We start from the raw sequence: 26,507 nt of genomic DNA on the forward strand, positions 1-26,507 counted from the left end.
TAGGTTCAGCTGATGTAGGAAGGGTGATCAGCCTTTGTAGAACTCTGGGTATGCTTCCATGCCCAATTCCGCTTTGTCGAGGCCTGTGATTTCGGATTCCTCGGAGACACGGATGCCCATTGTCATTTTGAGGATGATCCAGATGATCAAGGAGACAACGAAGACGAAGATACCAACCGTAGCGACACCGATGAACTGGGTCACAAAGGATGTGCCATCGTTGGTGAGCGGAACCGCAAGGGTGCCCCAGATGCCAGCGATGAGGTGCACAGGGATCGCGCCGACAACATCATCGATTTTCATTTTGTCGAGCATTGGCACTGCGAAGACCACAATCGCGCCACCGATACCGCCGATGATGAGAGACATCAAAAGCGAAGGTGCAAGAGGTTCAGCCGTGATAGACACGAGGCCTGCGAGAGCGCCGTTGAGTACCATGGTGAGGTCAACTTTGCCGTACACAACTTGGGTCAGGATCAGAGCAACGAGTGCGCCCGATGCTGCGGCCATGTTGGTGTTTGCAAAGATCCGGCCAACGTCCGTGATGTCGCCAACTGTACCTGCAGCAAGCTGCGAGCCACCGTTGAAGCCGAACCAACCGAGCCACAAGATGAACGTACCCAGTGTTGCGAGTGCAAGGTTGGAACCCGGCATTGCCTGAACGCGGCCATCTTTGTATTTGCCGATACGTGGGCCAAGAACGATGGCCCCTGCGAGGGCTGCAAAGCCACCTGCGGCGTGAACGAGTGTCGAGCCTGCGAAGTCAGAGAACCCCATCTCGGACAAGAAGCCGCCGCCCCACTGCCAGGATGCTTCGATCGGGTAGATAACGCCCGTCAAAACAGCCGTGAAGATGAGGAAGGGCCACAATTTGATGCGCTCGGCGAGTGTACCGGACACGATGGACGCGGTGGTCGCACAGAACATCAACTGAAAGAAGAAGTCGGAGGCAACAGAGGCGTAATCAAGAGATGCATCTGCAGCGGCGAGACCGACTGGCTCAAGTGATGTGACGGAGAACCATGGGCCCATGATACCCTCGACCATCCATTCGCCCGGGTACATCAGGTTGAACCCGATGAGCCAATACATGATGGAGGCAATCGCGAAGAGGGCGACGTTTTTGGTGAGCTGGGTTGCAACGTTCTTAGAGCGCACGAGGCCCGCTTCGAGCATTGCGAAACCTGCGGCCATCCACATGACGAGAAAGCCGCCAATGAGGAACAACAGGGTTGTCAGAATGTAGGGGCCGATTTCGTCGAATGTGGGCGCGGCCACTTCGGCGTCCTGCGCAAAGGCCACGAGGGGAAGCGCGGAGGCGACCACTGAGGCGGGAATGAGTTTGGTAAGTTTCATATGAGATAGTCCTTTTCGTCTCTAAAGGCGCACGCGGGTTAAACCGCGTCGTCGTTGGTCTCGCCGGTACGGACGCGCACAGCGCCTTCCACGTCGAGGACAAAAATCTTGCCGTCACCGATTTTGTCGGTCTTGGCGGTGATGGCGATGGTTTCAACAACTTGGTCAGCCATGGCGTCTGCGACCACGATTTCCAGTTTGACCTTTGGTACGAAATTCACGGCATATTCTGCGCCACGGTAAATTTCGGTGTGACCGGATTGAGAGCCAAAGCCCTTGATCTCGGTTACCATCATTCCGCGGACACCGATGCCGGTGAGTGCTTCGCGGACCTCTTCAAGCTTGAATGGCTTGATTGCAGCAATAATCAGTTTCACGTTATTCCCCTTCCGATTAAGCGGGCGGCTACCTCCAGCGGCAGCCACGCCTTACCTAAGGGGCGACACTACCCGATCCACAAGAACGGTCAGGGGTTTTGACGACTCGAAAACAGGCATTTGTGCCTAAAAATTGCACAATTTACGCTGTTCGCACACTAATTAGGCAAATTGCAAAGCCAAACACGCGACTCAGCCTCTCTACATTCGTGACTGGCCTTTGTAGTATCACCTAGAGTAAACGCGGTTTATCGCGCAAACAGGCAGCCGAGCAGAGCACATGACAGGACAAAAACGTGGACGTGGGAAGCTTGTCGCTGAACGCCGGTATCAAACCGACAAAAAAGCGACTGCGGCACCAAAAGCCAAAACTGCATCAGCAAAGACCAAGCGTCGCGCGCCAAAGCGGCAAAGTACGCAACCGTTCGTCGTGCGCGTGATCATTGGGCTCGTGCGGTGGGTTGCGCGACTTGTTTGGGTGATCACATCACGCGTTGCTTTGGTCGTTGCTCTCATTCTCGGGCTATCAGTTGGCTACCTTTATACAACACTCCCGCCCTTTGCGGATTTGCTCGACGGGCGGGCACGTGGCTCCGTCACACTCCTTGATCGCGATGGATCGGTCTTTGCATGGCGCGGCGAACAGTTTGGCGGACAGATCACCGCCGACACCGTATCACCCTTTCTCAAGGACGCGATTGTCGCGACAGAAGACCGGCGATTCTACGGCCACTTTGGCGTGTCGCCCCGCGGCATTGCATCCGCTGTTCGCATCAACTTGAGTGAAGGGCGCGGGCCATTGTCCGGCCATGGCGGCTCCACACTAACGCAGCAGGTCGCAAAGCTTTTGTGTCTTGGCGTGCCGTTTGACCCCAAACAATGGGCGGATCAGGCCGCCTATGAGGCCGATTGCCGCGAGGGGACACTCGCGCGCAAGCTCAAAGAAGTTGTGTATGCGATGGCAATGGAGGCCCGCTATTCAAAAGACGAAATTCTCTCCATCTATATGAACCGTGCATATTTGGGTGCGGGTGCAAACGGATTTGAAGCCGCAGCACAGCGCTATTTTGGAAAATCAGCCGCCGAGGTCAATATCGCCGAAAGCGCGATGCTTGCGGGCCTTTTGACTGCACCGTCTCGCTATGCGCCCACCAATAACCTGACGCGATCCCAAGAGCGTGCAGGCATTGTGTTGTTGTTGATGAACCAGCAGGGAATGATTAGCGATGAGGAGCGCGCACAAGCAAAAGCGCGCCCCGCTGAATTGTCCGACACTGCCGAAAAACGTGCGGGGGGCTATTTTGCCGATTGGGTGATGGGAGCGGGGCCAGACTTTTTGACCCGCGACACGACCGAAGATGTCGTCATCGACACTACATTGGATCAACGCATTCAAGCGGCCGCAGAGGACGCACTCACCTATATCTTTGAGAATAAAGTGCGCGAAGGCTCCGCCGCACAAGCGGCGATTGTCGTGATGAGCGCGGACGGTGCCGTGCGTGGGATGGTCGGCGGGCGCAAACTCAAAGTGTCAGGCGCATTCAACCGCGCCACCCAAGCCAAGCGGCAACCCGGATCTGCATTCAAGCCCTTTGTGTTTGCAACCGCCCTTGATCTCGGGTGGTCCTACGACAGTGTTATTCTCGACGAGCCCATTACAATCGACATCCCCGGCTCTGGCCCGTGGTCCCCACAGAACTATGACCGCAAATTCCACGGTGCGGTGACGCTCACCGATGCGTTGAAAAACAGCTTCAACATTCCCGCTGTCAAACTCGCGATGGATGCCGGTCTAGAAAACGTGCGCACGGTCGCCCAGATGTTTGGGATTGAAAGCGATCTAGCTCAAGGGCCAGCTCTCGCGCTTGGCGCATCCGAAACCACATTGCTGGAGATGACAGGCGCATATGCGGGCATTCTCAATGGCGGTTCATCGGTGGCACCCTACGGGCTAAAATCCCTACGCCTCAAAGGCGACAATACCGCCCTGATGGGGCAAGAGGGTGGACTTGGCGAGCGCGTAATAACGCCTGATAGCGCCCAGCAACTTATCTACATGATGTACAATGTCGTTCAAAACGGCACGGGCGCACGGGCACAACTGGACGGGATTGAAGTGGCGGGCAAAACCGGCACGACCCAAGCAGCGCGTGACGCATGGTTCATGGGCTTCACCGCGGACTATGTTGCAGGTGTCTGGATGGGCTACGACGACAACACGCCGCTCACCGGCGTTACGGGCAGCGGACTACCCGCCGAAATCTGGCATGAAACCATGACGCGGGTCATGGAGGGCATAGACCCCAAACCATTGCCGATGATCCGCCCGTCTGCGCCACCTGTGGCTACGGGACAAGTCACAGATCGCGTTGAGCGCGGGGCGCCCAATGACAAGGCGGACAACGTGCTACGTGATTTGCTTGGCGCCATCTTTGGCAGCGGGAACTAAGTCAGGCGTTAAAACGACAAAGACGCGTGACTAACGCCCGCGCCTTTGTCATTTTCGAGTCGTTTAGACCGACTACTTGAGGGCGGCCGTGAGTTTGGACACTGAACCGCCCGCCTTATCAAGCATTGCACCCATCTCGGCGCGCTCCGACTTGAGCAGGGAGATTCCTTCGATCTGAAGGTCAATAAAGCGGCCAGACGCCTCATGAACGATAAAGCTGATCTCGAACGGCGGCTCGCCACGCAAGATCGAAACACAACGCACATCGTAAATTGAATTGGCCTTTTGCGTCGATTTTACTTCGATGCGACCGCCAATGAATTGGCGAAAACGCGATCCATACTTGCGTGACAAATACGTTTGAAAGGCTTTCGTAAATGCTCCCAGATCACTGGAGGACGCGGACCGTGCCACAGGCCCAAGTGCGGATCGCGCAATGGATGGAACATCCGCGTATTTCGTCAGAACCCGCTCAAAATCGCCATACATCGCCGCCTCGGATTTGCCCGAGTTGATAATTGTGTTGATGTCAGCCACAGTTTTTTGGATCAGAGCCTCGGCCTGACCGGCGGAAAACGCGAGTGCTCGCGACGGAACAAAGGCGGTCATCGCAACAGCAGACAACCCGACCAAAACAGAGCGGCGTGGAAACGTGTGATTACTCATAAAAGTCCTCGTAAATATCATAGGAAACAGCACCACCATCAGCGCCGTCCGCGTTGGTTTTCGACCCGCCAAGAGGAGCCACAAGCTCAAAGCGGCGGCGATCAAGATATGTCACGCGCATCTGGGCGTAGCTATCAGCGCTCTCATATATGACCGATTCATACAGGTCGGAATAGCGTGTTCGTGCATCAGCCAGATCCGCCATCGTGAGTGGTAGTTTGTAATCGTTTATGCCGCTTTCAAGTAACGAAACAGGGTCGAGAGCCATATCAACCAAAAGACCGATAGAATCCCGCTGCGTTGACGGCCCGTACAGAGGCAAGACGATGTAACTGCCCTCACCTACGCCCCACCGATGCAACGTCTCGCCAAAATCGGTATCATGCTCATCAAGGCCGAACGCGCCGGCCACGTCCATAAGTCCGCCGATACCAAAGGTCGCATTTACGGTAAACCTAAGTGTGTTGTATACTGCCTCATCGAACCGGAGTTGCAAAACGTTGTTCACAACTGATCCCGGTAAGGACAACGTGTTCGCAACGTTTGAGAAGCCCTTTCTCAATGGATCGGGAACGAGGGTGCCATAAGCCCCTGACGCAGGTTTGATCAAGGCGCGATCAAGCGACACGTTCACCGCGTGCGTTTTGCGGTTTGTTTTTTCATAGGGATCGGAAATTCCGTCGACCATCTCGGTCGATGAACATGCGGCAAGTGATGTCGCCAGTAAGAGAGATAGAATTAGCTTTTTCATATTGGCCCGCAAATGGAGATGAACGTTGAAAGACCCGCGTGGCCTAGTTGTTAAAATAGGCCGCCGCGCACGGAAGGCCAATGTTTACACTGTTGGTCTTATGGTCGTGTGACCGAGAATCAACAACTCTCGGCCTGAATACCACATTCGCGCTATATTGGCGCGTTATGAACCCTAGCATGGACGACAGTTTGCGTATGAAATCCATTTCCAAAGACCAGATTCATCAAGGCCACGAAGAACTTTCACGTATCCGTGCACAATCACGCGGCTTGTATTGGGGTACTGCTGTTTTTTCGGTCGTCATTAACGCCCTCATGCTCACTGGCCCTCTTTTCATGTTGCAGGTCTATGACCGCGTTTTGGGATCGGGATCAGAGGCGACATTGGTCGCGCTATTTGGCATCGTCGCCTTTTTGTACCTGCTTATGGGGCTACTGGACGGCGTGCGTGGGCGCGTGTTGTCGCGAATAGGCGCACGGTTTCAATCCTCACTAGAGGACCGCGTATTCAATGCGGCCATGGACCGTGCGGCCAGAAATCCGCGAGAAAAACAACGCAGCTCGCCTATGGATGATCTAAGCGCGGTTCGTCGCTATATTTCGTCACCGATACAGGCGGCGATGTTTGATTTGCCATTTACGCCAGTGTTCCTGTTGGGAATCGCGCTCTTTCATCCCTACCTCGGCTTGCTGGCTGTGGGCGGGGGGATCATTATCGTTATCGTCGCGCTTTGGCATCGCGCAGCTGCCAAAGATCCCCAAGCCGCATCGCAACGCGCCGAGGCAAATGCTGCCAATATGGCCATGCGTATGGCGTCATCGTCAGAGGCGTTGAAATCACTCGGAATGCAACGCGCCGCTTTTCGCCGTTGGCTTGCCGCGCGTCATATCGCGTTGACGAGCGCCGTCGAAACATCCGACACGACCCATAGCTTTTCCGCGGCCTCAAAGGCTCTTCGCCTGTTCTTGCAGTCGGCGATGCTCGCTATGGGTGCCTGGCTTGTTTTGGGGCGTGAATTGACACCGGGGGCAATGATCGCGGGTTCGATCCTGCTTGGCCGCGCGCTACAGCCAATTGATACGCTCATCGGGCAATGGGCCGTATTGCAAGGTGCAACTCGTGGCCGCGAAAATATAGCGGAGTTACTCGGCGCGCATCCCGTTGTGTCCGATCGGATGGCGTTGCCACGTCCAAAGGCCGTACTTGATGTGTCGAACCTAACCGTTATCCCACCGGGTCAATCGCAAGCATCGTTGCGCATGGTGTCCTTTGATGTCCGCCCCGGTGAAGCGGTGGGTATTATCGGACCATCAGGTGCGGGAAAGTCCACCTTGGCACGCGCACTCACAGGGGTTTGGGCTGCAAGTGGCGGAACCATCCGCCTCGACAGCGCAAAACTTGACCATTACCCCGACGAGACACGTGGCGATTACATCGGCTACTTGCCGCAGTCCGTTGAGCTGTTTGATGGAACCATTGCCGAAAACATCGCAAAGCTGGCCCTTTCGCCAGATCACGAGGCTGTTGTCACGGCGGCGAAAAAAACGGCAGCACATGAGATGATCCTCGCCCTGCCAGACGGCTACGACACACAAGTCTCATCTTCTGGCGGATTGTTGTCAGGTGGACAGCTACAGCGCATTGGATTGGCTCGAGCGTTCTTTGGCACGCCCGTTTTGGTTATCCTAGACGAGCCGAATTCGAATCTCGACAACGAGGGCACTATGGCTCTCAACACCGCGATCCGCAGTCACAAGGCCGAGGGTGGCGCAATCTTGATCATGGCGCACCGTCCCTCAGCCATTGAAGAATGTGAAAGGCTTTTGGTGCTGAATGGTGGCGCGCGGCGCGCCTTTGGACCCAAAGATGCAGTCCTCAAAGAAACTGTGCAAAATAGTGCCGATATACAGCGCGGCGGAATGGGAGGTGTCCAATGAGTTCCTCACACAAAATCCAACCCACATCCAATGACGCGCAATGGGGCGCTGCCCGCCTTTTGACCATCGGCTTTTTGCTCGTCGCGCTTTTGGTCGTAGGATTCGGGGGCTGGGCCGCATTTGCCCGCATCGACGGAGCCGTCGTGGCCTCAGGCAAATTGCAGGTTGATCAAAACCGCCAAGAGGTCGCGCACCGTGACGGTGGCGTTGTGGCAACTTTGAACGTGCGCGAGGGCGACACCGTCACCGCCGGAACTCCGCTTTTGACGCTCTCCGCAAACGAGTTGCAAAACGACCTGCGCATCGCCGAAAGTCAGCTTTACGACATGATTGCGCGGTCTGCTCGCCTTGAGGCGGAACGCGATCACTCCGATAAGATTGCCTTTCCCCAAGACCTGTTGGACCGTGCTGACGGGCACCCTGAAATGCAGCTACAAATTGCGGGGCAGGTCGATCTATTCTCCGCACGCAAACTCACGCAGCAAAAGGAAATCGAGCAGCTCGAAAAACGAAAAACCCAAATTGCGGCACAAATTGACGGTCTCAATGCACAACGCGCGGCGTTAGAGGAGCAACGCACCTTAGCGCAAGCTGACTTGGTCGATCAGGCATCGCTGCGCGAGCGCGGCCTCACCCAGCAAAGCCGTGTAACGGCGTTGCGCAAAGAGGTTATTGGCCTGTCGGGCGAATTGGGGCGAATTGATGCAACCATTGCCCAAGCAGACGCACAAATCACCGAGATTGACCTGTCCATTCTAAAGCTTGCATCAGATAGTCGAGAAACTGCGATTAGCGAATTGCGCGAGGTCCAAAACAGAACCGCACAGCTACACGAACAAGTCGCAGCCCTCGCAGCCCGCAAGGCACGGTTGGTCATCACGGCTCCAATGGATGGGATCATCTACGACTTGTCAGTGTTCGGACCAGGCGCGGTGATATCGCCCGCCGAACCTCTTCTCTACATCGTCCCGCAAGACCGCCCTCTTGTTATCTCAGCGCGCATAAGTCCCACACATATCGATCAGGTGTACCCCGGGCAGAGCGTTAGATTGCGGTTCACGACCTTTGACCAACGGCGCACGCCGGAACTTATTGGTACGTTGACCCGAATTTCAGCGGATGCCTTTACCGACGATATGAGTGGGGCCACGTTTTACCTCGCGGAAATTTCATTGTCGGATGCGCAAAAGCAGCGGCTACCGGCCGGAAGCGCGTTACTCCCCGGCATGCCCGTAGAGGCGTTTATGTCCACTGGCGAACGAACGCCCCTTGCATATCTGACGAAACCCCTCACAGATTACTTCAACCGCGCGTTCCGCGAAAATTGAAGGAAATCACATGTCTGATATCGAAGCCCGCCTATCCGCCTTAGGTCACACTTTGCCCGCCGCACCAGCGCCCGCAGCTAATTACGTGCCGTTCGTGGTCACAGGCAAACACCTTTTTGTCTCTGGCCAAATCTCAAGCGGGCCAGACGGGTTGATTTTAGGCAAACTAGGCGCAGAGCTAAGCGTCGATGACGGGGTACAGGCGGCGCAAAGATGCGCATTGGCCCTTTTGGCACAAGCAAAAGCCGCTACGGGCGATTTGTCAAAGATAGCGCGCTTGGTAAAGCTTGTCGGGTTTGTAAACTCGACCCCTGACTTTATTGAACAACCTAAAGTGATCAACGGTGCCTCAGACCTCATGGTTGAGGTTCTAGGCGATGCGGGTCGCCATGCGCGCTCCGCCGTTTCGGCAGCCTCGTTACCTCTCGGCGTTGCGGTCGAGATTGAGGCCATCTTCGAACTGGTTTAGCCGATGACACCCTGTTCACTGCCACAGGCGTTCCTTGAGCGTCCCATTGCGCATCGCGCCTTACATGATGGTAATGTGAGCCGCGTTGAAAACGGTATTGCCGCCATTGACGCGGCAATCACCGCCGGTTTCGGGATAGAGATCGACGTTCAACCGAGCCGTCATGGCACCGCCATGGTGTTTCACGACTACGATCTTGGCCGCGTGACAACATCCAAAGGGCCGATCGCGCAGTGCACGGCGCAAGAGTTATCACGCGTTGCGTATGTCACGGGTGAAACTGGCATTCCTACACTCGCAGAGGTATTGGCGCGCATTGATGGCCGCGTTCCCGTTCTCATCGAGATCAAAGATCAAGACGGACGAATGGGGCCAAACGTTGGTGCCCTAGAGGGCGCAGTGGCGCGGGTCATTGATGGATATGAGGGCGATATTGCAGTTATGTCATTCAACCCTCACTCCGTGGCGGCAATGGCAAACCTTGCCCCCCATATTGCGCGCGGACTGACCACATGCGACTACCAAAAACGCGACTGGCAACTGCTCAACGACGATATCCGTGCGCACCTTCGGGGGATTCCGGATTTTGACCGTGTTGGGGCCTGCTTTATCTCGCACAAGGCAGGGACTCTTGGGGATCAACCCGTTTTGGACCTGAAAAGCCGTGGCGTCCCTATCTTATGTTGGACTGTGAAATCGGCCCGAGTAGAGCAACAAGCGCGCGAAATCGCCGACAACATCACCTTTGAGGGGTATATCCCTGCTTGACCTCTGCGTGATGCGAGCCAGCTAATGCACATACCAAAAGGAGCGGGTGCGCGTGTCCGATGAAATCGAAATCTTTCTCAGCCCATCGATCAATGAGTTCGATGTCGCGGATTGGGATGCATGTGCGCGCGCCCCACAGACGGGCCGCGCGCAAGACCCGTTTACCACGCACCGCTTTATCAAAGCATTGGAAGAGAGCGGATCGGTCGGGGGACAAACGGGATGGATGCCGCGCTACATTGGCGCGCGCTCCAATGGCACGCTCATCGCGGTCGCACCGAGTTACCTGAAAAGTCACAGTCAGGGTGAATATGTGTTCGATTTTGCATGGGCTGATGCCTATGAGAACGCCGGAGGACACTACTATCCGAAACTCCAAATTGCAGTTCCATTTACGCCCGTTTCGGGACGTCGATTATTGGTCAGAGACGGATACACAGAGATTGGGCAAGCCGCACTGATTGAGGGGGCCGTGTCCATTGCCGAGCGGCATGGGCTATCATCGGTCCACGCTACATTTTGCTCAAATGACGAGGCACAATCAGGCAAAAACATGGGCCTTCTGGCCCGCACGGGCCAACAGTTCCACTGGACCAACCGCGACTATCCAGATTTCGACGCCTTTTTGTCAGACCTATCGTCACGCAAACGCAAAAACATTCGCAAAGAACGCGAAACCGCACAGAGCTTTGGCGGCGAAATTGTGCGCCTGACAGGCGATCAAATCCAGCCCCATCATTGGGATGCCTTTTGGACCTTTTACCAAGATACGGGGGGCCGAAAATGGGGCACTCCGTATCTCACGCGCGCATTCTTTGATCGGCTCCATGAGGCGATGCGCGATGATGTTTTGTTGGTCTTTGCGATGCGGGGAGACACACCCGTTGCAGGTGCCCTAAACTTCATCGGCACTCAAACGTTGTTCGGTCGCTATTGGGGCTGTACGGAGCATCATCCGTGCCTTCATTTCGAACTATGCTACTATCAGGCCATCGACTACGCGATCGAGCATGGGCTCGCGCGCGTCGAGGCCGGCGCACAAGGCGAGCACAAACTCGCCCGTGGTTATATGCCAAGCACCACACATTCTGTGCACTGGATCGCAGATACGGGATTTCGCAACGCGGTCAGCGATTTTTTGGATGCCGAGCGCCGCGCCGTTGACCGTGAAGTGGAGATTCTAACCGCCTACGGACCGTTCAAAAACTCACAAAAGGAGAGCGATCATGACTGAGCTTCTATCACGCGCGGAACTGAACACATTCGTTACGCCATTGGAGAATACAGGCTGGACCCGAACCCATGACGGACACGCCCTTTCAAAAACATTTGTCTTTGCTGACTTCGTTTCTGCTTTCGATTGGATGACCCGTGTGGCACGCATCTCGCAAGAGATGAACCATCATCCCGAATGGACAAACGTCTACAAAACAGTTGCTGTCACCCTGACAACACATGACGCCAACGGGTTGACGATGAAAGACATCACATTGGCGCAAGACATGGATAAGGCCGCGAACGCATGATCGAAGAACTTCTGAATTACGATATCTACAACGGTAAAACGGTTGGAGATTACCTGTCGCTTGAGTTTCTTGCAGGCGTTGCTGGCTCCATAGTTGGCGCCCTGCTGATCTTGTTCGTGGGGATGTTTTTGTCGGGATGGGCCGGTCGTCGCATTCGCGGCATTAGCAAACGCCATGCAAAACTAGACGACACGTTGTTCAACTTTTTGGGCAATATCACGCGCTATATTATTTTGGGCTTCACTGTCCTCATCGTTTTGAACACGTTTGGCATTCAAACAACCTCCATCGTTGCGGTCATTGGTGCGGCGGGTTTGGCCATCGGTTTGGCCCTACAAGGCACGCTCTCCAACGTGGCGGCAGGTGTTATGATCATCTTGTTTCGCCCCTTTAAGAATGGTGACTTTGTCGAGGTCGCGGGCATGTCAGGCACGGTCAAAGATATCTCGCTGAACTTCACCGAACTCGCAAATGTCTCCAACGTACAGGTCATCGTGCCTAACTCACAGGTTTGGGGCAATATCATCACTAACTTTTCGACCAACCAAACCCGCCGCGCGGAATGGATATTCGGCGTCGGATATGGTGCCGACCTGAAAGCCGCCGAGGAGGCCATTCGTGCGACGATCCTTGCGGACCCGCGGTCCCTGAGTGAGCCGGAGCCATTTATACAAGTGAACAATCTTGGTGATTTTTCGGTCGATTTTCTGGTGCGTGTTTGGGTGTCGTCACCGGACTATTTCAAATATCAGGCCGACATAAAACGCGCAGTCAAAGAGGCACTTGATGCTGCGGGAATCGACATTCCGTTCCCGACACAGACCCTGATCAACTCTGGATCATAAAGTATAAAACGCCCGCATCATTTTGCGGGCGTTTTCATGTCTATGGGGTGCGATTAGATCTCGGCCAGCAACGCTTCGCCGCCAGAAATAGAGCATTCACCAGGGCTAGCCTCAACGTGGAGAACTTTCACAACGCCGTCTTCGGCATAAAGTGCAAAACGTTTGGAGCGATTGATAAGGCCTGCGGGTGGCGCAGAAAAATCCATGCCCATTGCTTTGATAAACGTACCATCGGCATCACCGAGCATCGTAATACCAACACCTGCGGCTTCGGTATCTTTGGACCACGCAGCCATCACAAAGGGGTCGTTGACCGAAATACAAATAACTTCGTCTACGCCCTTGCTGTCAAACTGGCCCTTGGTGCGGACAAAGCTTGGAACATGCGAGGTCGAACATACGCCGGTGTAGGCGCCGGGCAACCCGAACAAAACAACCTTACGGCCCTTGAACTTTGCGTCCATGTCTACGGCTTCTGGACCTTCATCACCCAAGATAAGTGCGGTTCCACTCGGGAGTGTGTCCCCTACAGAAATTGTCATTTAATAACTTCCTTCACGTTGTGTTTCCTTACCTCAACGATATAGGTTCTGTATGCGGTGCGACCAGAGGGAAATGTCATGAGCCAGTTTATTGTCATCGGAGCCGGACAGGCTGGACAGTCGATCGTTACCACGCTGCGCGCCAAAGGGTTTGATGGCAAAATTACACTGATTGGTGATGAGGCAGCCCCGCCGTATCAACGCCCTCCCCTATCAAAATCCTATCTGCTCGGGGATATGGAACTGGATCGCATCTACCTGCGTCCCCAACAATACTACACCGATGAAAACATTGATCTGATCACGGGACGCGAAGTCTCGTCCATTGACCCCGTGGCAAAGACCGTCACATTGGGCGACGAGGTGCTAAGCTACGATGCGCTAGCACTTACAACAGGGGCGCGGCCGCACCGCTTGCCCGCCAAAATTGGCGGTGATTTAGAGGGCGTCTACACCATGCGAACGCTCGCAGACGCCGATGCGATCCGACCTCAGTTCAAATCGGGCGCGTCCGTCCTCATTGTGGGGGGCGGCTATATCGGTTTGGAGGCCGCGGCAGTTGCCGCCAAGAAAGGCCTAAACGTGACGCTGGTGGAAATGGCAGATCGTATTCTTCAACGCGTGGCATCTCCCCAAACCTCGGACTATTTTCGCGCGCTCCACACGGCGCATGGAGTCAAATTGCGCGAGGGTGTTGGGCTACAAACACTCACAGGCGAAGGCCATGTGAGTGGCGCAATCCTAACCGATGGCACAGTCCTAAACGTTGATTTCGTCATTGTCGGGGTCGGCATTGCACCGGACACACGGTTGGCCGCGACGGCAGGCCTAAGCATCGACAACGGCATTGTGACAGACCTCTGCGCACGCACATCCGATCCTTCGATTTTCGCCGCCGGTGATTGCGCGTCCTTTCCTCACGACGGAAAACACATCCGCATCGAGAGCGTTGGAAATGCGATCGACCAAGGGGAAATTGCGGCGCAAAACATGCTCGGCCTCAATGTGTCATACACGCCAAAGCCGTGGTTCTGGTCCGATCAATACGATGTGAAACTTCAGATTGCAGGGTTGTCTACGGGGCATGATCAAGTCGTTGTACGCGAGAATGACGGCGCGCAGTCGCATTGGTACTATCGCAACGGGCAGCTCATCGCAGTAGATGCCATGAATGATCCGCGTGGTTACATGATTGCAAAACGCTTGATCGAGAGCGGCAAAACCGCCGATCCAGACATGGTCGCGGATCCTATATCCGATCTCAAATCATTGTTGCGTACCTGATGCGGATTATCGCAGGGCACTGTCGCGGCATCGCACTCGCCGCCGTTGGCAAAGGCGATCCTGCCGCACACCTACGTCCTACCACCGACCGCGTGCGCGAAAGCCTATTCAATGTGTTGATGGGCGGACGTTACGGCGATCCGATCACCTATGTGAGAGTGCTCGACGTGTTCGCGGGCACAGGCGCACTCGGGTTAGAAGCGCTCTCGCGCGGAGCCAGCCATGTGACGTTTGTCGACAACGGACGCAAGGCGCAAAGCCTCGTCAGTCAAAACATCAAACTGTGCAAAGCGGCCGGTGCGACAACCATCATCCATACGGATGCAACACGCCTACCGTCCAACCCCGCAGCGCCCTATGACTTGATCTTTCTCGACCCTCCTTATGGCAAAGCCTTGGGCGAAAAAGCAATTTCATCCGCTTTGGCAGGAGGGTGGATTTCGGACACCGCCCTGATTGTGTGGGAAGAGAGCGCGCCCATTTCGTCGCCCGACACATTGAACGTCCTCGATAGCCGCCGCTATGGCGACACCACAATTTCATTTTTGGAGCCCGCATGACCCCGCCAAAACTCGTGATTTTTGACTGTGACGGCGTTATTGTCGATAGTGAACCCCCCACGCTGGACCTCCTACGTGATGACTTTGCGGCGCACGGTCTCGACCTCACAATGGCCGATATTGAGCGCGATTATACGGGACTGCTCATGGCCAATGTCGCTAAGAAAGCGCGTGAAAACGGGGCGGCATTGCCGCAAGATTGGGTCGATTCATTCTACGTCAAGATGTTCAATCGCCTGCGCGATGGCGTGCCCCTTATTGAGGGCGTGAGGACGGTTTTTGAGGCGCTGGACGCGGCGGGCATTCCCTACCGCGTGGCATCCAACGGACCAGATGCAAAAATGGACATCACGCTTGGCGCATACCCCGATCTGCACGCCCGCCTCAAAGGCCGCATTCATTCGGCCCATACGCATGGCACAGCCAAGCCTGATCCTGAGCTTTTACTTATTGCGGCACGCGCCGAGGGCGTTGCACCTGAAGACTGTGTGATGATCGACGATAGCCCGTCCGGCTGCATTTCTGCACGCCGCGCCGGTATCCGTTGTTTCGGATTTGATCCAACCGGGGATGGGGCGCGATTGGTGGCAGAGGGCGCGGAGCATCTACGCTCAATGAATGAGTTATGTGCGCGGATTGGCCTTTAGGCGTTGCCATCGCGCAGCACATTTCCGGCCAGATAGAGCGAGCCGCAAATCAAAATCCGCGCATTGGGCGTGGACGCTACGATGTTTGCTACAGCGGTATCAACGCTTTGCGAAACGTGGGCAATCATCCCGACATCTTTTGCATGTGACGCCGTAACATCGGCCGCGAGCGTGTTTGTTTCACCGGCAATAGACACCGCATAAAGGCAATCGGCGTGCGCGGCCAACGGGCGTAGATACCCCGAAATGTCTTTTGTGTTGAGCATACCGCAGACCAAGACCGTCTCGCGCGTGGGCAGCTTTGACAAAGCCTCGGCAAGAGCGTCCCCCGCAGCGGGATTGTGGCCACCGTCGAGCCAGATTTGCGCGGATGGCGCGGCTTTGCATAGGGGACCAGATCGCAAGAGCTGCATACGCGCGGGCCACTGCGCCGTGGTCACAGCCGCCTCGCATGCGACCTCGCCAAATTTCAAATAACGCAATGCCGCGAGCGCCGCACCCGCGTTGTGTATTTGATGCGCGCCGATCAGGTTTGGTAAAGGCAGATCGCACAGCCCATGTTCATCTTGAAAGATCAGCCGCCCGCGCTCTTCCCAGACATGCCACTGTTGACCATAGGCCAATAGGGGCGCGCCGAGACGCATCGCGCGCGCTTCGATCACCTCCATCGCCTCATCCGTTTGCGGCCCTACAACAACGGGCACACCACGCTTGATAATCCCCGCCTTTTCCCCGGCTATGGCACCGATGGTGTCGCCTAAGAATTGGGTATGATCGATCGAGACCGGCGTGATGATCGATAGGCCAGGCTTCTCGACCACGTTGGTGGCGTCCAAACGCCCGCCGAGTCCGACCTCAAGCAACGTATAATCCGCAGGTGTGCGCGCAAACGCCAAGAGAGCGGCCACTGTCGTGATCTCAAAATACGTGATCGGCGCGCCGCCGTTGGCCGCTTCGCATTCTTCCAAAACAGCCTGTAAATCGTGTTCGGCAATCAATGATCCCGCCACACGTATGCGTTCGTGAAAACGCGCAAGATGCGGCGACGTATAGGCGTGCACGGATTGTCCCGCCGCCTCTAGTCCGGCCCGGATCATGGCCTGTGTGGAGCCTTTGCCATTGGTGCCCGCGATGTGGATCACGGGCGGCAATTTGCGCTCAGGATTGTCGAGCGCAGCCAACAAGGCCCATACACGATCCAAAACGAGATCGATCACCTTTGGGTGCAGCGACATCAACCGTTCAAGGATGACATCCGAACCTTGCTCACTCACTTGGCGATCTCTGGCGCATCGGTTGCCTCGCTCACATCGACATCATCCGTCATGTCCTGTGCCGTTGGAGCGGGCAAATCGGCGACCACAACGGGCGGCATATTCCCGAGCATCCGCAAAATCGTCGTCAACTCGTCCTTTAATTTCATCCGGTGCGTAACGCGGTCGAGCATACCGTGGTCGAGCAAGTATTCCGCCCGCTGAAAGCCCTCAGGCAGTTTTTCGCGAATGGTCTGCTCGATCACACGCGGACCCGCAAAACAAATAAGGGCGTTTGGCTCCGCAATCTGTACGTCCCCCAGCATCGCATATGATGCGGTGACGCCGCCCGTGGTCGGGTGCGTCAAAACGACGATATATGGTAAGCCCGCCTCTTTGAGCATTTGCAACGCAACAGTCGTGCGCGGCATTTGCATCAAGGACAAAATACCCTCCTGCATGCGTGCGCCACCCGCGGCCGAAAACATCACAAAGGGACGGTTCAGTTTGATTGCACGCTCCACACCCGCAATGAACGCATTGCCGACATACATCGACATTGATCCGCCGATAAACGAGAAATCCTGAGCGGCGGCCACGATCGGAGTGCGTGAAATTTCGCCCTCGGCCACAAGCATAGCCTCTTTTTCGCCCGTCTTTTTCTGGGCTGCCTTCATCCGCTCGGGATACTTTTTCTGGTCTTTGAATTTTAGCGGGTCCTCGATTGGCTCGGGCACGGCGACCTCAACAAAGACGCCACCATCGAAAAGCGCGGTAAAGCGATCACGGGGCGTAATCATCATGTGATGATCGCAACTCGTGCAAACGTTGAGGTTGTCCGCCAATTCACGGTGGAAAAGCATTGCGCCACATTCGGGGCATTTGGTCCAAAGGTTGTCTGGCGTGTCGCGTTTGGAGAAAAGCGACCCGATTTTGGGGCGGACGTAATTGGAAATCCAGTTCATACCAGTGCCTTTGAGCAAAGTTTTTGTTGTGTCTTCAGATAAGACCTCGCGGCGCGAATTGCAATCAACGCCTGATGGCCACCCGCGCAACAAGCCAAGTGACAGCAAGGAATAAAAATTCGTGCAATATAATCAACGGGTCGGAATAAAGCCCCCCGAGATCAGCCGACGACACCCACATCCCAAATCCAGAGAGCACGTCCTTGTGTGGGGCAAACATCATTGCGGCAAAGTTATTGACCAGATGTAGGGCAACGGCTGGCCCGATTGACCCCGACCGCGCCGTCAAATCACCCGCGACCACACCAAAACATATAGCCCACACCACTGGAAAATAACCGGCAACGCCGTCAACAACGGGGCTAACATGCCCGACCCCGAACAAAAAAGCTGACCCCAAAATGCCAAACGCATAGGACTTTGTGGCGCCCGTGATTTGCGTCTGTAGGTAGCCGCGAAAAAACAGCTCTTCTGCCAAAACCTGAGCCATCAGGCCAATGAGCGCGAAAGGCACCCAAAACAGCCACTGCCCGATGTCGTATTGCGCGTCGACCACTTGGGTGTCAGCACCCCACGGCAAGATCAACATGACCGCCAACAGCCCGATCATCCATTTTAGAGTGACCCAAAAATCACTCCGCATCAGCGGACTTGGCCCCGTTATGTCGCGTAGGGTGCGCGCAGTCAGGCGCTCGGCCAACATGACGGTGACAACAATCAAGATCGCAAAGCCTGAAAGCACCACGAACAGGCCGCCGGGCGTCACCCCAACGCGTGGCTGCCCAGACGGATCGACAGTAATTGCATGTAGCGCAGGGTCGGCGGACCCCAATGTGAGAAAGAACAACGGAGTAGCAAACAGGCCAACGGCCAACCCACCCCCCAAAATAACGAAAACACGCCAGAATTCAGGGCGGCGCTGTGCCGAACGGATCATATCCGCATACGCGTCACTTTTCACGTGGTCATCTCCTCGACGTGTCTCCATGTATATCACCCTCGCCCCTCGCGGCAACGGGAGTTGTGCTTGTATAAAAGCGCTATGATCTGTATCCCACACGCGCGTTTGAGTGGACGCAGGGAGAGTTTCTATGGTTTTATTATTTCGCCGCATGTGCTTGGCTTTTGGCGTTCTGACGTTATGTGCGTGTCAAATGACACTCCCGACATTGAGCGCACTCAAACACACGAAAAATGCGCCATCCGTGACCTTTTCACATTCAGGTATCGTCCTACGCGGCCCTGATGGGTACTGTGTGGACACGCAATCCTTACGTGACGAAGCAACCACTGGCTTTGCGCTCATGGCAAATTGTGACGCGCTCAAGGGGCGCACATTGTCAGCCGATGATGCGCCTTTAGCCGTATTGACCGCGTCGATATCTGCGCCGGTATCATCACCCGCAGTTGCGGACCCAGATGTCCTAGCGGCCTTCTTTTCAACGGATAGCGGGCGTGCAGCCCTTGCACGCTCTGGCCAGTCAAGTGATGTGACGCTGATCGACAGCTACGCTCGGGGGGATGCCTACTACATCCATGCGCTGGATCGGTCCCCAAATCCAATGGGCGCGTTTTCACACGAATACTGGCGCGCGGTCGCGTTGATAAAGGGACGAATCGTGACACTGACCGTGATGCCATTCACCGCCTATCCCCTAAGTGGCGCGCAAATGAAACGTCAGATCACATATTTCACCGAAGATGTACTGCAAGCAAACCTTGATGACCGCTCAGTTATTGTTTCTGAATAAGAAACGAGTTAGCTAGAAATCAATAGTTTGTAGAATTGAAACCTTTTGAGGCGAACATGCTTTGAAAGCGGCGTGAGGGGTTGGCGTAATCGAATGCGCGGGCAATTTTTGAGTTTGATAGAACGGCGGGTAAACCGCATAACGCTGGCCCGCTGGGCGCGGCGCTCAAAAGATTCACACTCCCTCAACCTCGATGCATTGCGCGACCTGCGGCACCAAGCAAAGATGCTGCGCAACAAAATCGACGCCTTCCTTTTTGTCGCTGACGGGCGTTTGACCCTGCCATTGATCGGGTCGAACGCGATGCAATTGCCACTATACACGGACTGGTCTTACCGCCCCGAAATATGGCGCGGGCCCATCCAGCCTATTGGAGGCGCGTCTGTTCAGACAAAAACGACCATTGGCGCCGAGGCCACTATTTTTCACGATTGCCGCGTGTCAGAACTTACCTTTCGCCAACTTCGTAACAGATCGGAAACCGATCTCGCGCCCTTTGGCCTTGGCCTCGATGTATTTCGTTTTGATGGCTCGTTTCTCTCGCTATCGATTGACCTGCCAAGTGATGTTTGTGACGGACTTGGAAAACGGCATGTGATCCGCCTTGATTGTACGGTGGACGTCGAAAGCCCGATCGAAATTTTCGCACGCCTCAGCATAAAACACGGGCCCAACAGCGACGAAATGGTGCGCGAATTGCCTCTGAACACCGATGACGTTTTTGTCGAGTTTGACCTCGCCTACACCAATCTTGATGAAAAGCGTGTTGAAAAACTATGGGTCGACCTCATCTTTGAAGGTCCTCAAATGAACCAGATCGTATTGCGCGATGTGACGTTGTCACGCCGCCCACGTGCACAAATATAAGGACGCAAAAGTGTCAAATGTAACGCTCGTCAAAACAAGCCTAAGAGCGGGCGTATGGGAGGGAGAGCTCTCTCTCGCCGACCCCGCCTCAGACATGCCCGAAGTCCAAGTCACGTGTCTCGATGTCCCTGTTGCAGGTCACACATTGACCGAGATACCCGACCGCGCTGGCACCTATGTGTTTCAATTCACAATTCCGGCTGATGCGCTTAACGATGGGATATCCACGTTTTTGTTTGCGGACCGTGCAACGGGTGATCGCCTCGGGTCGTGCACAGTTTTTGCGGGTGAGGATATCAATGATGATATACGTGCCGAACTAGATTTGATGCGTGCAGAACTTGATATGCTCAAGCGCGCATTCCGCCGTCACTGCATGGAAACGGGCGCAGCTTAAGCCGCTTTGACGCCGCGTCTTGCGTGACACACACAGGCTCCCCGCGCAATGTAACGTCGATAGGGAGACACACGACGTGACACACGCAACACCATACCCACACCTTCTCGCGCCACTTGATCTCGGGTTCACGAGCCTGCGAAACCGAACCGTCATGGGATCGATGCATACCGGACTTGAGGAACGTAAAGACTGGGACGCGGTTGCCGCATTCTACGGCGCGCGCGCCAAGGGCGGTGTCGGGCTTATCGTCACCGGCGGCATGGCTCCCAATTCAGAGGGCGGTGTGTTTCCTGGTGCCGCGGGTCTTTACACAGACGACGACATTGCCAACCACCACCGCGTAACGGATGCCGTTCACGCCGAGGGCGGCAAAATCGCAATGCAAATCCTCAATGCGGGTCGCTATGCCTATAGCCACGAATGCGTTGCTCCCAGCGCAATCAAGTCTCCTATCTCCCCTTTCACACCCAAAGCCTTGGATGAGGCGGGGATCGAAAAGCAAATCGCGGACTACGCCACCGCAGCAAAGCGCGCCCAACACGCAGGCTATGACGGGGTCGAAATCATGGGGAGCGAAGGATATTTAATAAATCAGTTTCTCGTCACCCACACCAACACGCGTGAGGACGGCTGGGGCGGACCCTATGAAAAGCGCATGCGGTTCCCCGTTGAAATCGTCAAGCGCGTGCGCGAAGCCGTCGGCACGGATTTCATCATCATTTACCGCATCTCGATGATTGACCTCATCCCCAATGGATCAACATGGGAAGAGGTAGTGATGCTCGCCAAAGCGGTCGAGGCCGCTGGTGCTACGATCTTAAACACAGGGATCGGTTGGCATGAGGCCCGCATACCAACGATTGCAACATCTGTTCCGCGCCGTGCCTTTTCATGGGTCACGAAAAAGATGATGGGTGAGGTGTCCATTCCGGTCGTCACATCCAACCGTATCAACCACCCAGATATCGCTGAGGCCGTATTGTCGGAGGGGTGCGCAGACATGGTATCCATGGCGCGGCCCTTTCTCGCGGATGCCGATTTTGTTGCCAAAGCACAAAGCGGCCAAGCAGATAGAATTGTACCGTGCATTGCCTGCAACCAAGCCTGCCTTGATCATACATTCTCTGGCAAGCTCACCTCATGCCTTGTGAACCCGCGCGCCTGCCACGAGACAAACCTCGTCTATGCGCCCGCCACCAATGCCAAGTCAGTAGCCGTGGTCGGTGCTGGTCCTGCTGGCCTTATGACAGCAATTGTCGCCGCTGAGCGCGGACATGCGGTCACACTGTTTGATCGCTCCGACCGTTTGGGCGGTCAGCTCAACATGGCGCGTCAGGTTCCGGGCAAGGAAGAGTTCCACGGTCTTGTGGATTGGTTCATGACCGCAGTTGCGCATGCGGGAATCACGCAACGCCTGAATACGGATGCTACGGTTGAAATGCTCGCGGACTTTGACGAGATCATCATTGCCACAGGCGTTGTGCCGCGTGACCCACAGATTGCGGGACAGGACGCGCACGGCAACACCGTCTCCTACATCGACGTTTTGCGCGATAAGGTGGACGTTGGAAAACGTGTCGCCGTGATCGGCGCGGGTGGGATCGGGTTTGACGTAGCCGAGTTTCTGACCACGGGCGACAGCCCCACACTCGACATTACAGAGTGGAAAAACGAATGGGGCATCACCGATCCACAACATGATCGTGGCGGCGTTTCCCCCGATGGCCCGAATCCCGATGCGCCCATACGTGATGTAACGCTGTTGCAACGCAAAGCGGAGAAACCTGGTAAGCGGCTGGGCAAAACAACAGGCTGGATACACCGCGCAACGCTTCAGATGAAAGGCGTGCGCATGCTGGGTGGTGCCACCTATGAGGAGATCACCGCTGACGGGATCGTCATCACCAAAAATGGCGAGCGGCAGTTGATCGAAGCCGATACAATTGTGCTTTGTGCAGGACAAGTATCCGAGCGGTCGTTGGCGGATGCGTTTGAGGACATAGGACGCACTGTGCATGTGATCGGCGGGGCGGATGTTGCCGCAGAACTGGACGCAAAGCGCGCGATTGATCAGGGCGCGCGCCTCGCCTCAACGCTCTAAGCCCCTGAAATACAGGGTGGAAACGCACTATTTCCTTGTTTCTTGAGCGAAGACGATAGACGAATTGATCACGCTATTGTCCCGCGCTCACCCCATTGTTGCCCGAATTGGGGATCATGTTCATCTGCAATCAGGAAGATACTGTAGGTAGAAAACATGGACCGATTGACAGAAATGGAAGCCTTTGCCACGGTCGTAGACCAAGGTGGCTTTACAGACGCTGCGAAGAAAATGGGGATTTCAAAATCTGCCGTATCAAAGCACGTTTCCTCGCTTGAGGCCCGCCTCGGCGCGCGGCTTCTCAATAGAACAACACGCCGTGTGAGTCCGACCGAAATTGGTTTGGCCTATTACGACCGCGCCCGCCGCGTTCTTAATGATGCGGGTGAGGCAGACGCGCTTGTCAGCTCGATGCAATCGGACCCATCGGGCCTGTTGCGCATCTCGGTTGCAACGGATTTCGGCGTGAACCACCTGTCTCCTGTCCTCGGCGATTTCCTATCGGAATTTCCGGACATCAACGTCAACATGGTGCTCAACAACCGTTACGTGGAACTGATTTCCGAAGGCTTCGACATGGCCATTCGCATCGGTGAGTTGGAAGATAGCACCCTGCGCGCACGCAAGCTGACCGAAACGACAAAAATGATGGTCGGATCGCCATCATATTTCCAAAAATACGGACGTCCGCAAAAAATCGACGACCTTAACGACCATAAGTTGCTGCACTACGGCAATCAGGCGAACTCCGCCGTTTGGAAACTCACGGCTCCATCAGGTGAAAAACGCCAAGTGCGTACCGCAGGCTGGTTGACCGTCAACGATGGTCAATCGCTTTTGAACGCTGCCATTTCCGGCCTTGGGATCGCTTACTTGCCATCCTTCCTCTATGCCGATGCGCTTGAAAAAGGTTTGGTCGAGGAAGCAATTCCCGATCTTCCGGCAGAGACCCAAGGCATCTACGCCGTCTACCCACCGGGTCGCTTCACCCAGCCAAAGGTGCGCGCCTTCATCGATTTTCTCGTGCATTCGTTTGCCGAAAAAGGCCCGAACAAGTGGTAGCTCTCTCGCACTAACGAGGCGCTAAATTTTCAGACTTATTGGGTCGGGGCGAGGATCGCTTCGACCCTTCTGTTCACACTGCGCCCATCTTTGTTTGCGTTCGATATGCGTGGTGCGAGATACCCCACACCCTGCGCCCCAAGTTGCTCGGCGGGTACGCCATGTCGGTCAATGAGCCTCATTCGCACTGAGGCGGCACGCTCCTTTGACAAGGCAACATTACCCGACAATCCGCCCACATTATCTGTATGCCCAACCAAAACCACGCGCACATCAGGGCGGTCTCGTAAATACACCGCAATGGCGGCCAGTGATGCAAACGGCCCGACACCAAGGCGTGCAGACCCTGTTTCAAATGCCAAATCTTCTAACGCGGCGTGGCCTAGCGTGGTGAGTTGCTCAATCAAAGGCAAATCAGCGGATGGATTGATCTGTGACCAGGGGATGGATGCCCGTGGCGCCTGATCATCGGTGTCGGCATTCGGAGAAACTGTCGTTAACTGCACAAAGGCCGATTGTCCCGCGCGACTGGTGACAATCGACACGCGCCGACCATCGCCGTGCTGCGCCAAAACATATTGGAAGTCGCCCAAATCCACGAACATATTTGGTGGTGACACAAGGTCTAACATATATCGAAAATCATACCCACCACAGACCGTATCCGCGCATGCAAAAGCAATCGTAAATCCATCGGCTTGCAGCTGCGCCTTTAGCGGTTCGATGGCTTGGAAACTTGTGAGGCTAGATCCCGCTATTTTATATGCGCGTGTGGTGATCTGACCCTGAACGGCATCAAATTGAGTTGTACCGTTTTGAACCGCTGAAACCGGAAACGAAATGCTGTTCGTGTCCGTTTTGGACGCAGTCAAGATAGCCGAAGCGGGCAAATCCAATGCGCACGCAGGCGCACCAAACCAAATGGCCGCGAACAACGTCAGAACAGGTTTGACACCAAGATTTATCGTCACGTCGCCACAGGCTCCCTTTGCGGTATAGGTAGAGGCCAAGCGCCGCTATTCCAAGCACAGAATATCCATTGGGCGCGCAGCGTGCCACCACGACGACACCCGCACGCTCATCCGCGCGGAAATAGATTGGCCAGCTCAATCATCGCGGCCTCTACCTGTGCGCCACTTACCCCCCGAATCACAATATTGGTGCCAAATGCGCCGTCTTGCGTAAACGGATATGACCCCATCGACAGATCCGGATAGCGTGCAGCAAGATCGCCAAGCGGCTCCGCGACCGTGCTCTCGGGGCTATCAATGCGGTAGGTCTGTGACAATAGCGGCGAACCACCCGTAAGGGTTGGCATTACCGATGCTACCATCGCCTGAAAAATATTCGGAACACCCGCCATCACGTGGACATTTTGAACTGTAAATCCAGGCGCAATCGACACGGGATTTTCAATCAATGTAGCGGTATCAGGAATACGCGCCATGCGCATGCGCGCGGCATTGAACTCTGCGCCGCGGGCCGCGTAATGCGCCGCCAACAAAACGCGCGCATCATCGCGCACATCGATCGAAACCCCAAACGCCTCAGCGACACAATCGGCCGTGATGTCATCATGGGTTGGACCGATACCACCGGATGTGAATACATGGTCATAGGCGGTTGAAAGCGCGCGGACGGCGGACACGATTGCGTTCTTATCATCCGAAACCACACGCACCTCTTTGAGATCGACGCCGAGTTTGGTCAATTCACCCGCGAGATAATACATGTTGGCATCGCGTGTGCGCCCAGACAGGATTTCGTCACCAATGACGAGCATTGCTGCGCTAGGGTTCGGGTTTACGGTCGACATTAGGTCTCTCCTTGAGCATCACTTGTTCTTAGGTATAGAGCTGTGGTCATGCGCTTTCAAACCGAACTCATGCCTGCGACCCTAATTCGCCGCTATAAACGCTTTTTGGCGGATATTCGTCTCCCAGACGGGCGAGAAGTGACGGCCCATTGCCCGAACCCGGGATCAATGATGGGGCTCGCCGACGAAGGCTTGACCGTATGGGTCGAGCCAAACGATGACCCCAAGAAAAAGCTGAAATTTGGTCTGCGGCTCGTTGAGGTTAACGGGGCCATGGTTGTGGTCGATACCGGTATTGCCAACCGCGTGATCAAAGAGGCGTTGGAGGCGGGCATGATCAACGGCGTGTCGGGCGCGGTCCGCGCCGAGGTAAAATACGGCGAGAACTCCCGCGCCGATTTTCTCGTCACACAGGGTCGCGAAAAAATCTGGGTCGAGGTGAAGTCAGTCACCTTGAGCCGCCACGAAGGTCTTGCTGAATTTCCCGATAGCAAAACAGCGCGGGGGGCCAAGCATCTTGGCGAGTTATCCGCACGCGTCAAAGAGGGCGATCGTGCCGTCATGCTCTATTTGATCGGCCGCACGGATTGTGATCAATTTCGCGTCGCGTCCGATATTGACCCTACGTACGGTGCTGCCGAAATCGCGGCGCGCGCGGCGGGGGTTGAGGTCATTGTGTTCGGGGTAAGCGCCTCCCCCGATGCTGTCACATTTAACCCGACATCCATTGCGGGCGGGTGAGGCTTCGCCACTGGCCCTTTTTCTCACAAACGACTATATTAGG

General features: G+C 55.4%; 27 protein-coding genes. 17 read left to right on the plus strand and 10 right to left on the minus strand.

From position 1 onward, the window contains the following. Positions 1-27 precede the first annotated feature (27 nt). Positions 28-1,356: an ammonium transporter gene (locus IMCC12053_RS07680; RefSeq protein WP_062217582.1), complete on the minus strand. Its 1,329-nt coding sequence runs from the start codon at positions 1,354-1,356 to the stop codon at positions 28-30. 38 nt (positions 1,357-1,394) lie between these two features. Next, positions 1,395-1,733 carry a P-II family nitrogen regulator gene (locus IMCC12053_RS07685; RefSeq protein ID WP_062217585.1) on the minus strand — a complete coding sequence of 113 codons (339 nt, stop codon included), beginning with the start codon at positions 1,731-1,733 and terminating at the stop codon, positions 1,395-1,397. Positions 1,734-2,013: 280 nt separating this feature from the next. On the opposite strand from IMCC12053_RS07685, the gene IMCC12053_RS07690 reads away from it, so the two are divergent. After that, positions 2,014-4,182: a transglycosylase domain-containing protein gene (locus IMCC12053_RS07690; protein ID WP_062217589.1), complete on the plus strand. Its 2,169-nt coding sequence runs from the start codon at positions 2,014-2,016 to the stop codon at positions 4,180-4,182. Positions 4,183-4,254: 72 nt separating this feature from the next. Here the strand turns inward: IMCC12053_RS07690 and IMCC12053_RS07695 are convergent, their stop codons facing one another. Then, positions 4,255-4,848, minus strand: coding sequence for an MlaC/ttg2D family ABC transporter substrate-binding protein (locus IMCC12053_RS07695; protein WP_062217592.1), 594 nt, complete (start codon positions 4,846-4,848; stop codon positions 4,255-4,257). Further along, on the minus strand, positions 4,841-5,599 hold the full coding sequence (locus IMCC12053_RS07700; protein ID WP_062217595.1) for an MlaA family lipoprotein: 759 nt from the start codon (positions 5,597-5,599) through the stop codon (positions 4,841-4,843). Before IMCC12053_RS07700 ends, IMCC12053_RS07695 begins: the two co-directional genes overlap by 8 nt. A 179-nt stretch (positions 5,600-5,778) precedes the next feature. On the opposite strand from IMCC12053_RS07700, the gene IMCC12053_RS07705 reads away from it, so the two are divergent. The 7 genes from IMCC12053_RS07705 to IMCC12053_RS07735 are packed head-to-tail and all read left to right on the plus strand — an operon-like array spanning position 5,779 to position 12,475. After that, entirely contained in the window at positions 5,779-7,539 is a 1,761-nt protein-coding gene (locus IMCC12053_RS07705; protein WP_236852380.1) for a type I secretion system permease/ATPase, read from the plus strand. Beyond that, the gene (locus IMCC12053_RS07710) at positions 7,536-8,867 is read left to right on the plus strand and encodes an HlyD family type I secretion periplasmic adaptor subunit (RefSeq protein ID WP_082389061.1); all 1,332 of its coding nucleotides are present in this window, start codon (positions 7,536-7,538) and stop codon (positions 8,865-8,867) included. The genes IMCC12053_RS07705 and IMCC12053_RS07710 overlap by 4 nt, the downstream gene beginning before the upstream one ends. A gap of 10 nt (positions 8,868-8,877) precedes the next feature. Beyond that, a complete protein-coding gene (locus IMCC12053_RS07715) occupies positions 8,878-9,336 on the plus strand; it encodes a RidA family protein (protein ID WP_062217598.1) in 459 nt (152 codons plus the stop codon). A 3-nt stretch (positions 9,337-9,339) separates the two neighbouring features. Then, positions 9,340-10,104 (plus strand): glycerophosphodiester phosphodiesterase family protein, encoded by a 765-nt coding sequence (locus IMCC12053_RS07720; RefSeq protein ID WP_062217601.1) that lies wholly within the window; start codon positions 9,340-9,342, stop codon positions 10,102-10,104. 52 nt (positions 10,105-10,156) lie between these two features. Further along, positions 10,157-11,338, plus strand: coding sequence for a GNAT family N-acetyltransferase (locus IMCC12053_RS07725; RefSeq protein WP_062217604.1), 1,182 nt, complete (start codon positions 10,157-10,159; stop codon positions 11,336-11,338). Continuing rightward, positions 11,331-11,630: a 4a-hydroxytetrahydrobiopterin dehydratase gene (locus tag IMCC12053_RS07730; RefSeq protein ID WP_062217606.1), complete on the plus strand. Its 300-nt coding sequence runs from the start codon at positions 11,331-11,333 to the stop codon at positions 11,628-11,630. Before IMCC12053_RS07725 ends, IMCC12053_RS07730 begins: the two co-directional genes overlap by 8 nt. After that, positions 11,627-12,475, plus strand: coding sequence for a mechanosensitive ion channel family protein (locus IMCC12053_RS07735; RefSeq protein WP_062217610.1), 849 nt, complete (start codon positions 11,627-11,629; stop codon positions 12,473-12,475). Before IMCC12053_RS07730 ends, IMCC12053_RS07735 begins: the two co-directional genes overlap by 4 nt. 53 nt (positions 12,476-12,528) lie before the next feature. On the opposite strand, the gene IMCC12053_RS07740 is transcribed toward IMCC12053_RS07735, so the two are convergent. Beyond that, on the minus strand, positions 12,529-13,017 hold the full coding sequence (locus IMCC12053_RS07740; RefSeq protein ID WP_062217613.1) for a peroxiredoxin: 489 nt from the start codon (positions 13,015-13,017) through the stop codon (positions 12,529-12,531). A 78-nt stretch (positions 13,018-13,095) separates the two neighbouring features. Between IMCC12053_RS07740 and IMCC12053_RS07745 the strand changes: the two genes are divergently transcribed. Genes IMCC12053_RS07745 through IMCC12053_RS07755 form a run of 3 tightly spaced genes read left to right on the plus strand, consistent with a single transcriptional unit; the run spans position 13,096 to position 15,508 of the window. Further along, positions 13,096-14,301 carry an NAD(P)/FAD-dependent oxidoreductase gene (locus IMCC12053_RS07745; protein WP_062217615.1) on the plus strand — a complete coding sequence of 402 codons (1,206 nt, stop codon included), beginning with the start codon at positions 13,096-13,098 and terminating at the stop codon, positions 14,299-14,301. Next, positions 14,301-14,861: a 16S rRNA (guanine(966)-N(2))-methyltransferase RsmD gene (rsmD, locus tag IMCC12053_RS07750; RefSeq protein ID WP_062217618.1), complete on the plus strand. Its 561-nt coding sequence runs from the start codon at positions 14,301-14,303 to the stop codon at positions 14,859-14,861. Before IMCC12053_RS07745 ends, rsmD begins: the two co-directional genes overlap by 1 nt. Then, positions 14,858-15,508, plus strand: a complete 651-nt coding sequence (locus IMCC12053_RS07755) for an HAD family hydrolase (protein WP_062217622.1) — start codon at positions 14,858-14,860, stop codon at positions 15,506-15,508. The genes rsmD and IMCC12053_RS07755 overlap by 4 nt, the downstream gene beginning before the upstream one ends. Here IMCC12053_RS07755 and IMCC12053_RS07760 read toward each other — a convergent pair. From IMCC12053_RS07760 to IMCC12053_RS07770, 3 genes are all read right to left on the minus strand, one after another. After that, complete coding sequence (locus IMCC12053_RS07760; RefSeq protein ID WP_236852381.1) at positions 15,505-16,782, minus strand: bifunctional folylpolyglutamate synthase/dihydrofolate synthase; 1,278 nt, start codon at positions 16,780-16,782, stop codon at positions 15,505-15,507. The two genes, IMCC12053_RS07755 and IMCC12053_RS07760, sit on opposite strands and share 4 nt — an antisense overlap. Further along, entirely contained in the window at positions 16,779-17,726 is a 948-nt protein-coding gene (gene accD / locus IMCC12053_RS07765; protein WP_062221059.1) for an acetyl-CoA carboxylase, carboxyltransferase subunit beta, read from the minus strand. The genes IMCC12053_RS07760 and accD overlap by 4 nt, the downstream gene beginning before the upstream one ends. Positions 17,727-17,790: 64 nt before the next feature. Continuing rightward, positions 17,791-18,714 carry a CPBP family intramembrane glutamic endopeptidase gene (locus IMCC12053_RS07770; protein WP_169775309.1) on the minus strand — a complete coding sequence of 308 codons (924 nt, stop codon included), beginning with the start codon at positions 18,712-18,714 and terminating at the stop codon, positions 17,791-17,793. A gap of 103 nt (positions 18,715-18,817) precedes the next feature. On the opposite strand from IMCC12053_RS07770, the gene IMCC12053_RS07775 reads away from it, so the two are divergent. The 5 genes from IMCC12053_RS07775 to IMCC12053_RS07795 all read left to right on the plus strand — a co-directional run bounded on the left by IMCC12053_RS07775 (position 18,818) and on the right by IMCC12053_RS07795 (position 23,907). Next, positions 18,818-19,477, plus strand: coding sequence for a hypothetical protein (locus IMCC12053_RS07775; protein ID WP_062217627.1), 660 nt, complete (start codon positions 18,818-18,820; stop codon positions 19,475-19,477). Between the two features lie 93 nt (positions 19,478-19,570). Then, on the plus strand, positions 19,571-20,344 hold the full coding sequence (locus IMCC12053_RS07780) for a DUF6478 family protein (RefSeq protein WP_062217630.1): 774 nt from the start codon (positions 19,571-19,573) through the stop codon (positions 20,342-20,344). A 10-nt stretch (positions 20,345-20,354) separates the two neighbouring features. Next, a complete protein-coding gene (locus IMCC12053_RS07785; RefSeq protein ID WP_062217632.1) occupies positions 20,355-20,741 on the plus strand; it encodes a hypothetical protein in 387 nt (128 codons plus the stop codon). A 76-nt stretch (positions 20,742-20,817) separates the two neighbouring features. Then, positions 20,818-22,845, plus strand: a complete 2,028-nt coding sequence (locus IMCC12053_RS07790) for an NADPH-dependent 2,4-dienoyl-CoA reductase (RefSeq protein ID WP_062217635.1) — start codon at positions 20,818-20,820, stop codon at positions 22,843-22,845. A gap of 156 nt (positions 22,846-23,001) precedes the next feature. After that, positions 23,002-23,907 carry a LysR family transcriptional regulator gene (locus tag IMCC12053_RS07795; protein WP_062217638.1) on the plus strand — a complete coding sequence of 302 codons (906 nt, stop codon included), beginning with the start codon at positions 23,002-23,004 and terminating at the stop codon, positions 23,905-23,907. 35 nt (positions 23,908-23,942) lie between these two features. Here the strand turns inward: IMCC12053_RS07795 and IMCC12053_RS07800 are convergent, their stop codons facing one another. Then, positions 23,943-24,878 carry an OmpA family protein gene (locus IMCC12053_RS07800; RefSeq protein ID WP_062217641.1) on the minus strand — a complete coding sequence of 312 codons (936 nt, stop codon included), beginning with the start codon at positions 24,876-24,878 and terminating at the stop codon, positions 23,943-23,945. 107 nt (positions 24,879-24,985) lie between these two features. Then, a complete protein-coding gene (locus IMCC12053_RS07805) occupies positions 24,986-25,723 on the minus strand; it encodes a competence/damage-inducible protein A (RefSeq protein ID WP_062217644.1) in 738 nt (245 codons plus the stop codon). Positions 25,724-25,771: 48 nt separating this feature from the next. Here IMCC12053_RS07805 and sfsA point away from each other — a divergent pair, with 48 nt between their 5' ends. Further along, entirely contained in the window at positions 25,772-26,464 is a 693-nt protein-coding gene (sfsA, locus tag IMCC12053_RS07810; RefSeq protein WP_062217646.1) for a DNA/RNA nuclease SfsA, read from the plus strand. The last annotated feature ends 43 nt before the right edge of the window (positions 26,465-26,507 follow it).

The sequence above is a fragment of the Celeribacter marinus genome (genome assembly GCF_001308265.1).
GTDB classification, from domain to species: domain Bacteria; phylum Pseudomonadota; class Alphaproteobacteria; order Rhodobacterales; family Rhodobacteraceae; genus Celeribacter; species Celeribacter marinus.

Coding starts and splice junctions, on each gene's coding strand:
- IMCC12053_RS07700 (WP_062217595.1), bottom strand. CDS start 5,599: ATGAAAAAGCTAATTCTATCTCTCTTACTGGCGACATCACTTGCCGCA.
- IMCC12053_RS07745 (WP_062217615.1), top strand. CDS start 13,096: ATGAGCCAGTTTATTGTCATCGGAGCCGGACAGGCTGGACAGTCGATC.
- IMCC12053_RS07730 (WP_062217606.1), top strand. CDS start 11,331: ATGACTGAGCTTCTATCACGCGCGGAACTGAACACATTCGTTACGCCA.
- IMCC12053_RS07690 (WP_062217589.1), top strand. CDS start 2,014: ATGACAGGACAAAAACGTGGACGTGGGAAGCTTGTCGCTGAACGCCGG.
- IMCC12053_RS07735 (WP_062217610.1), top strand. CDS start 11,627: ATGATCGAAGAACTTCTGAATTACGATATCTACAACGGTAAAACGGTT.
- IMCC12053_RS07775 (WP_062217627.1), top strand. CDS start 18,818: ATGGTTTTATTATTTCGCCGCATGTGCTTGGCTTTTGGCGTTCTGACG.
- IMCC12053_RS07695 (WP_062217592.1), bottom strand. CDS start 4,848: ATGAGTAATCACACGTTTCCACGCCGCTCTGTTTTGGTCGGGTTGTCT.
- IMCC12053_RS07710 (WP_082389061.1), top strand. CDS start 7,536: ATGAGTTCCTCACACAAAATCCAACCCACATCCAATGACGCGCAATGG.
- IMCC12053_RS07805 (WP_062217644.1), bottom strand. CDS start 25,723: ATGTCGACCGTAAACCCGAACCCTAGCGCAGCAATGCTCGTCATTGGT.
- IMCC12053_RS07715 (WP_062217598.1), top strand. CDS start 8,878: ATGTCTGATATCGAAGCCCGCCTATCCGCCTTAGGTCACACTTTGCCC.
- IMCC12053_RS07705 (WP_236852380.1), top strand. CDS start 5,779: ATGGACGACAGTTTGCGTATGAAATCCATTTCCAAAGACCAGATTCAT.
- IMCC12053_RS07795 (WP_062217638.1), top strand. CDS start 23,002: ATGGACCGATTGACAGAAATGGAAGCCTTTGCCACGGTCGTAGACCAA.
- sfsA (WP_062217646.1), top strand. CDS start 25,772: ATGCGCTTTCAAACCGAACTCATGCCTGCGACCCTAATTCGCCGCTAT.
- rsmD (WP_062217618.1), top strand. CDS start 14,301: ATGCGGATTATCGCAGGGCACTGTCGCGGCATCGCACTCGCCGCCGTT.
- IMCC12053_RS07720 (WP_062217601.1), top strand. CDS start 9,340: ATGACACCCTGTTCACTGCCACAGGCGTTCCTTGAGCGTCCCATTGCG.
- IMCC12053_RS07770 (WP_169775309.1), bottom strand. CDS start 18,714: ATGGAGACACGTCGAGGAGATGACCACGTGAAAAGTGACGCGTATGCG.
- IMCC12053_RS07780 (WP_062217630.1), top strand. CDS start 19,571: ATGCGCGGGCAATTTTTGAGTTTGATAGAACGGCGGGTAAACCGCATA.
- accD (WP_062221059.1), bottom strand. CDS start 17,726: ATGAACTGGATTTCCAATTACGTCCGCCCCAAAATCGGGTCGCTTTTC.
- IMCC12053_RS07755 (WP_062217622.1), top strand. CDS start 14,858: ATGACCCCGCCAAAACTCGTGATTTTTGACTGTGACGGCGTTATTGTC.
- IMCC12053_RS07680 (WP_062217582.1), bottom strand. CDS start 1,356: ATGAAACTTACCAAACTCATTCCCGCCTCAGTGGTCGCCTCCGCGCTT.
- IMCC12053_RS07740 (WP_062217613.1), bottom strand. CDS start 13,017: ATGACAATTTCTGTAGGGGACACACTCCCGAGTGGAACCGCACTTATC.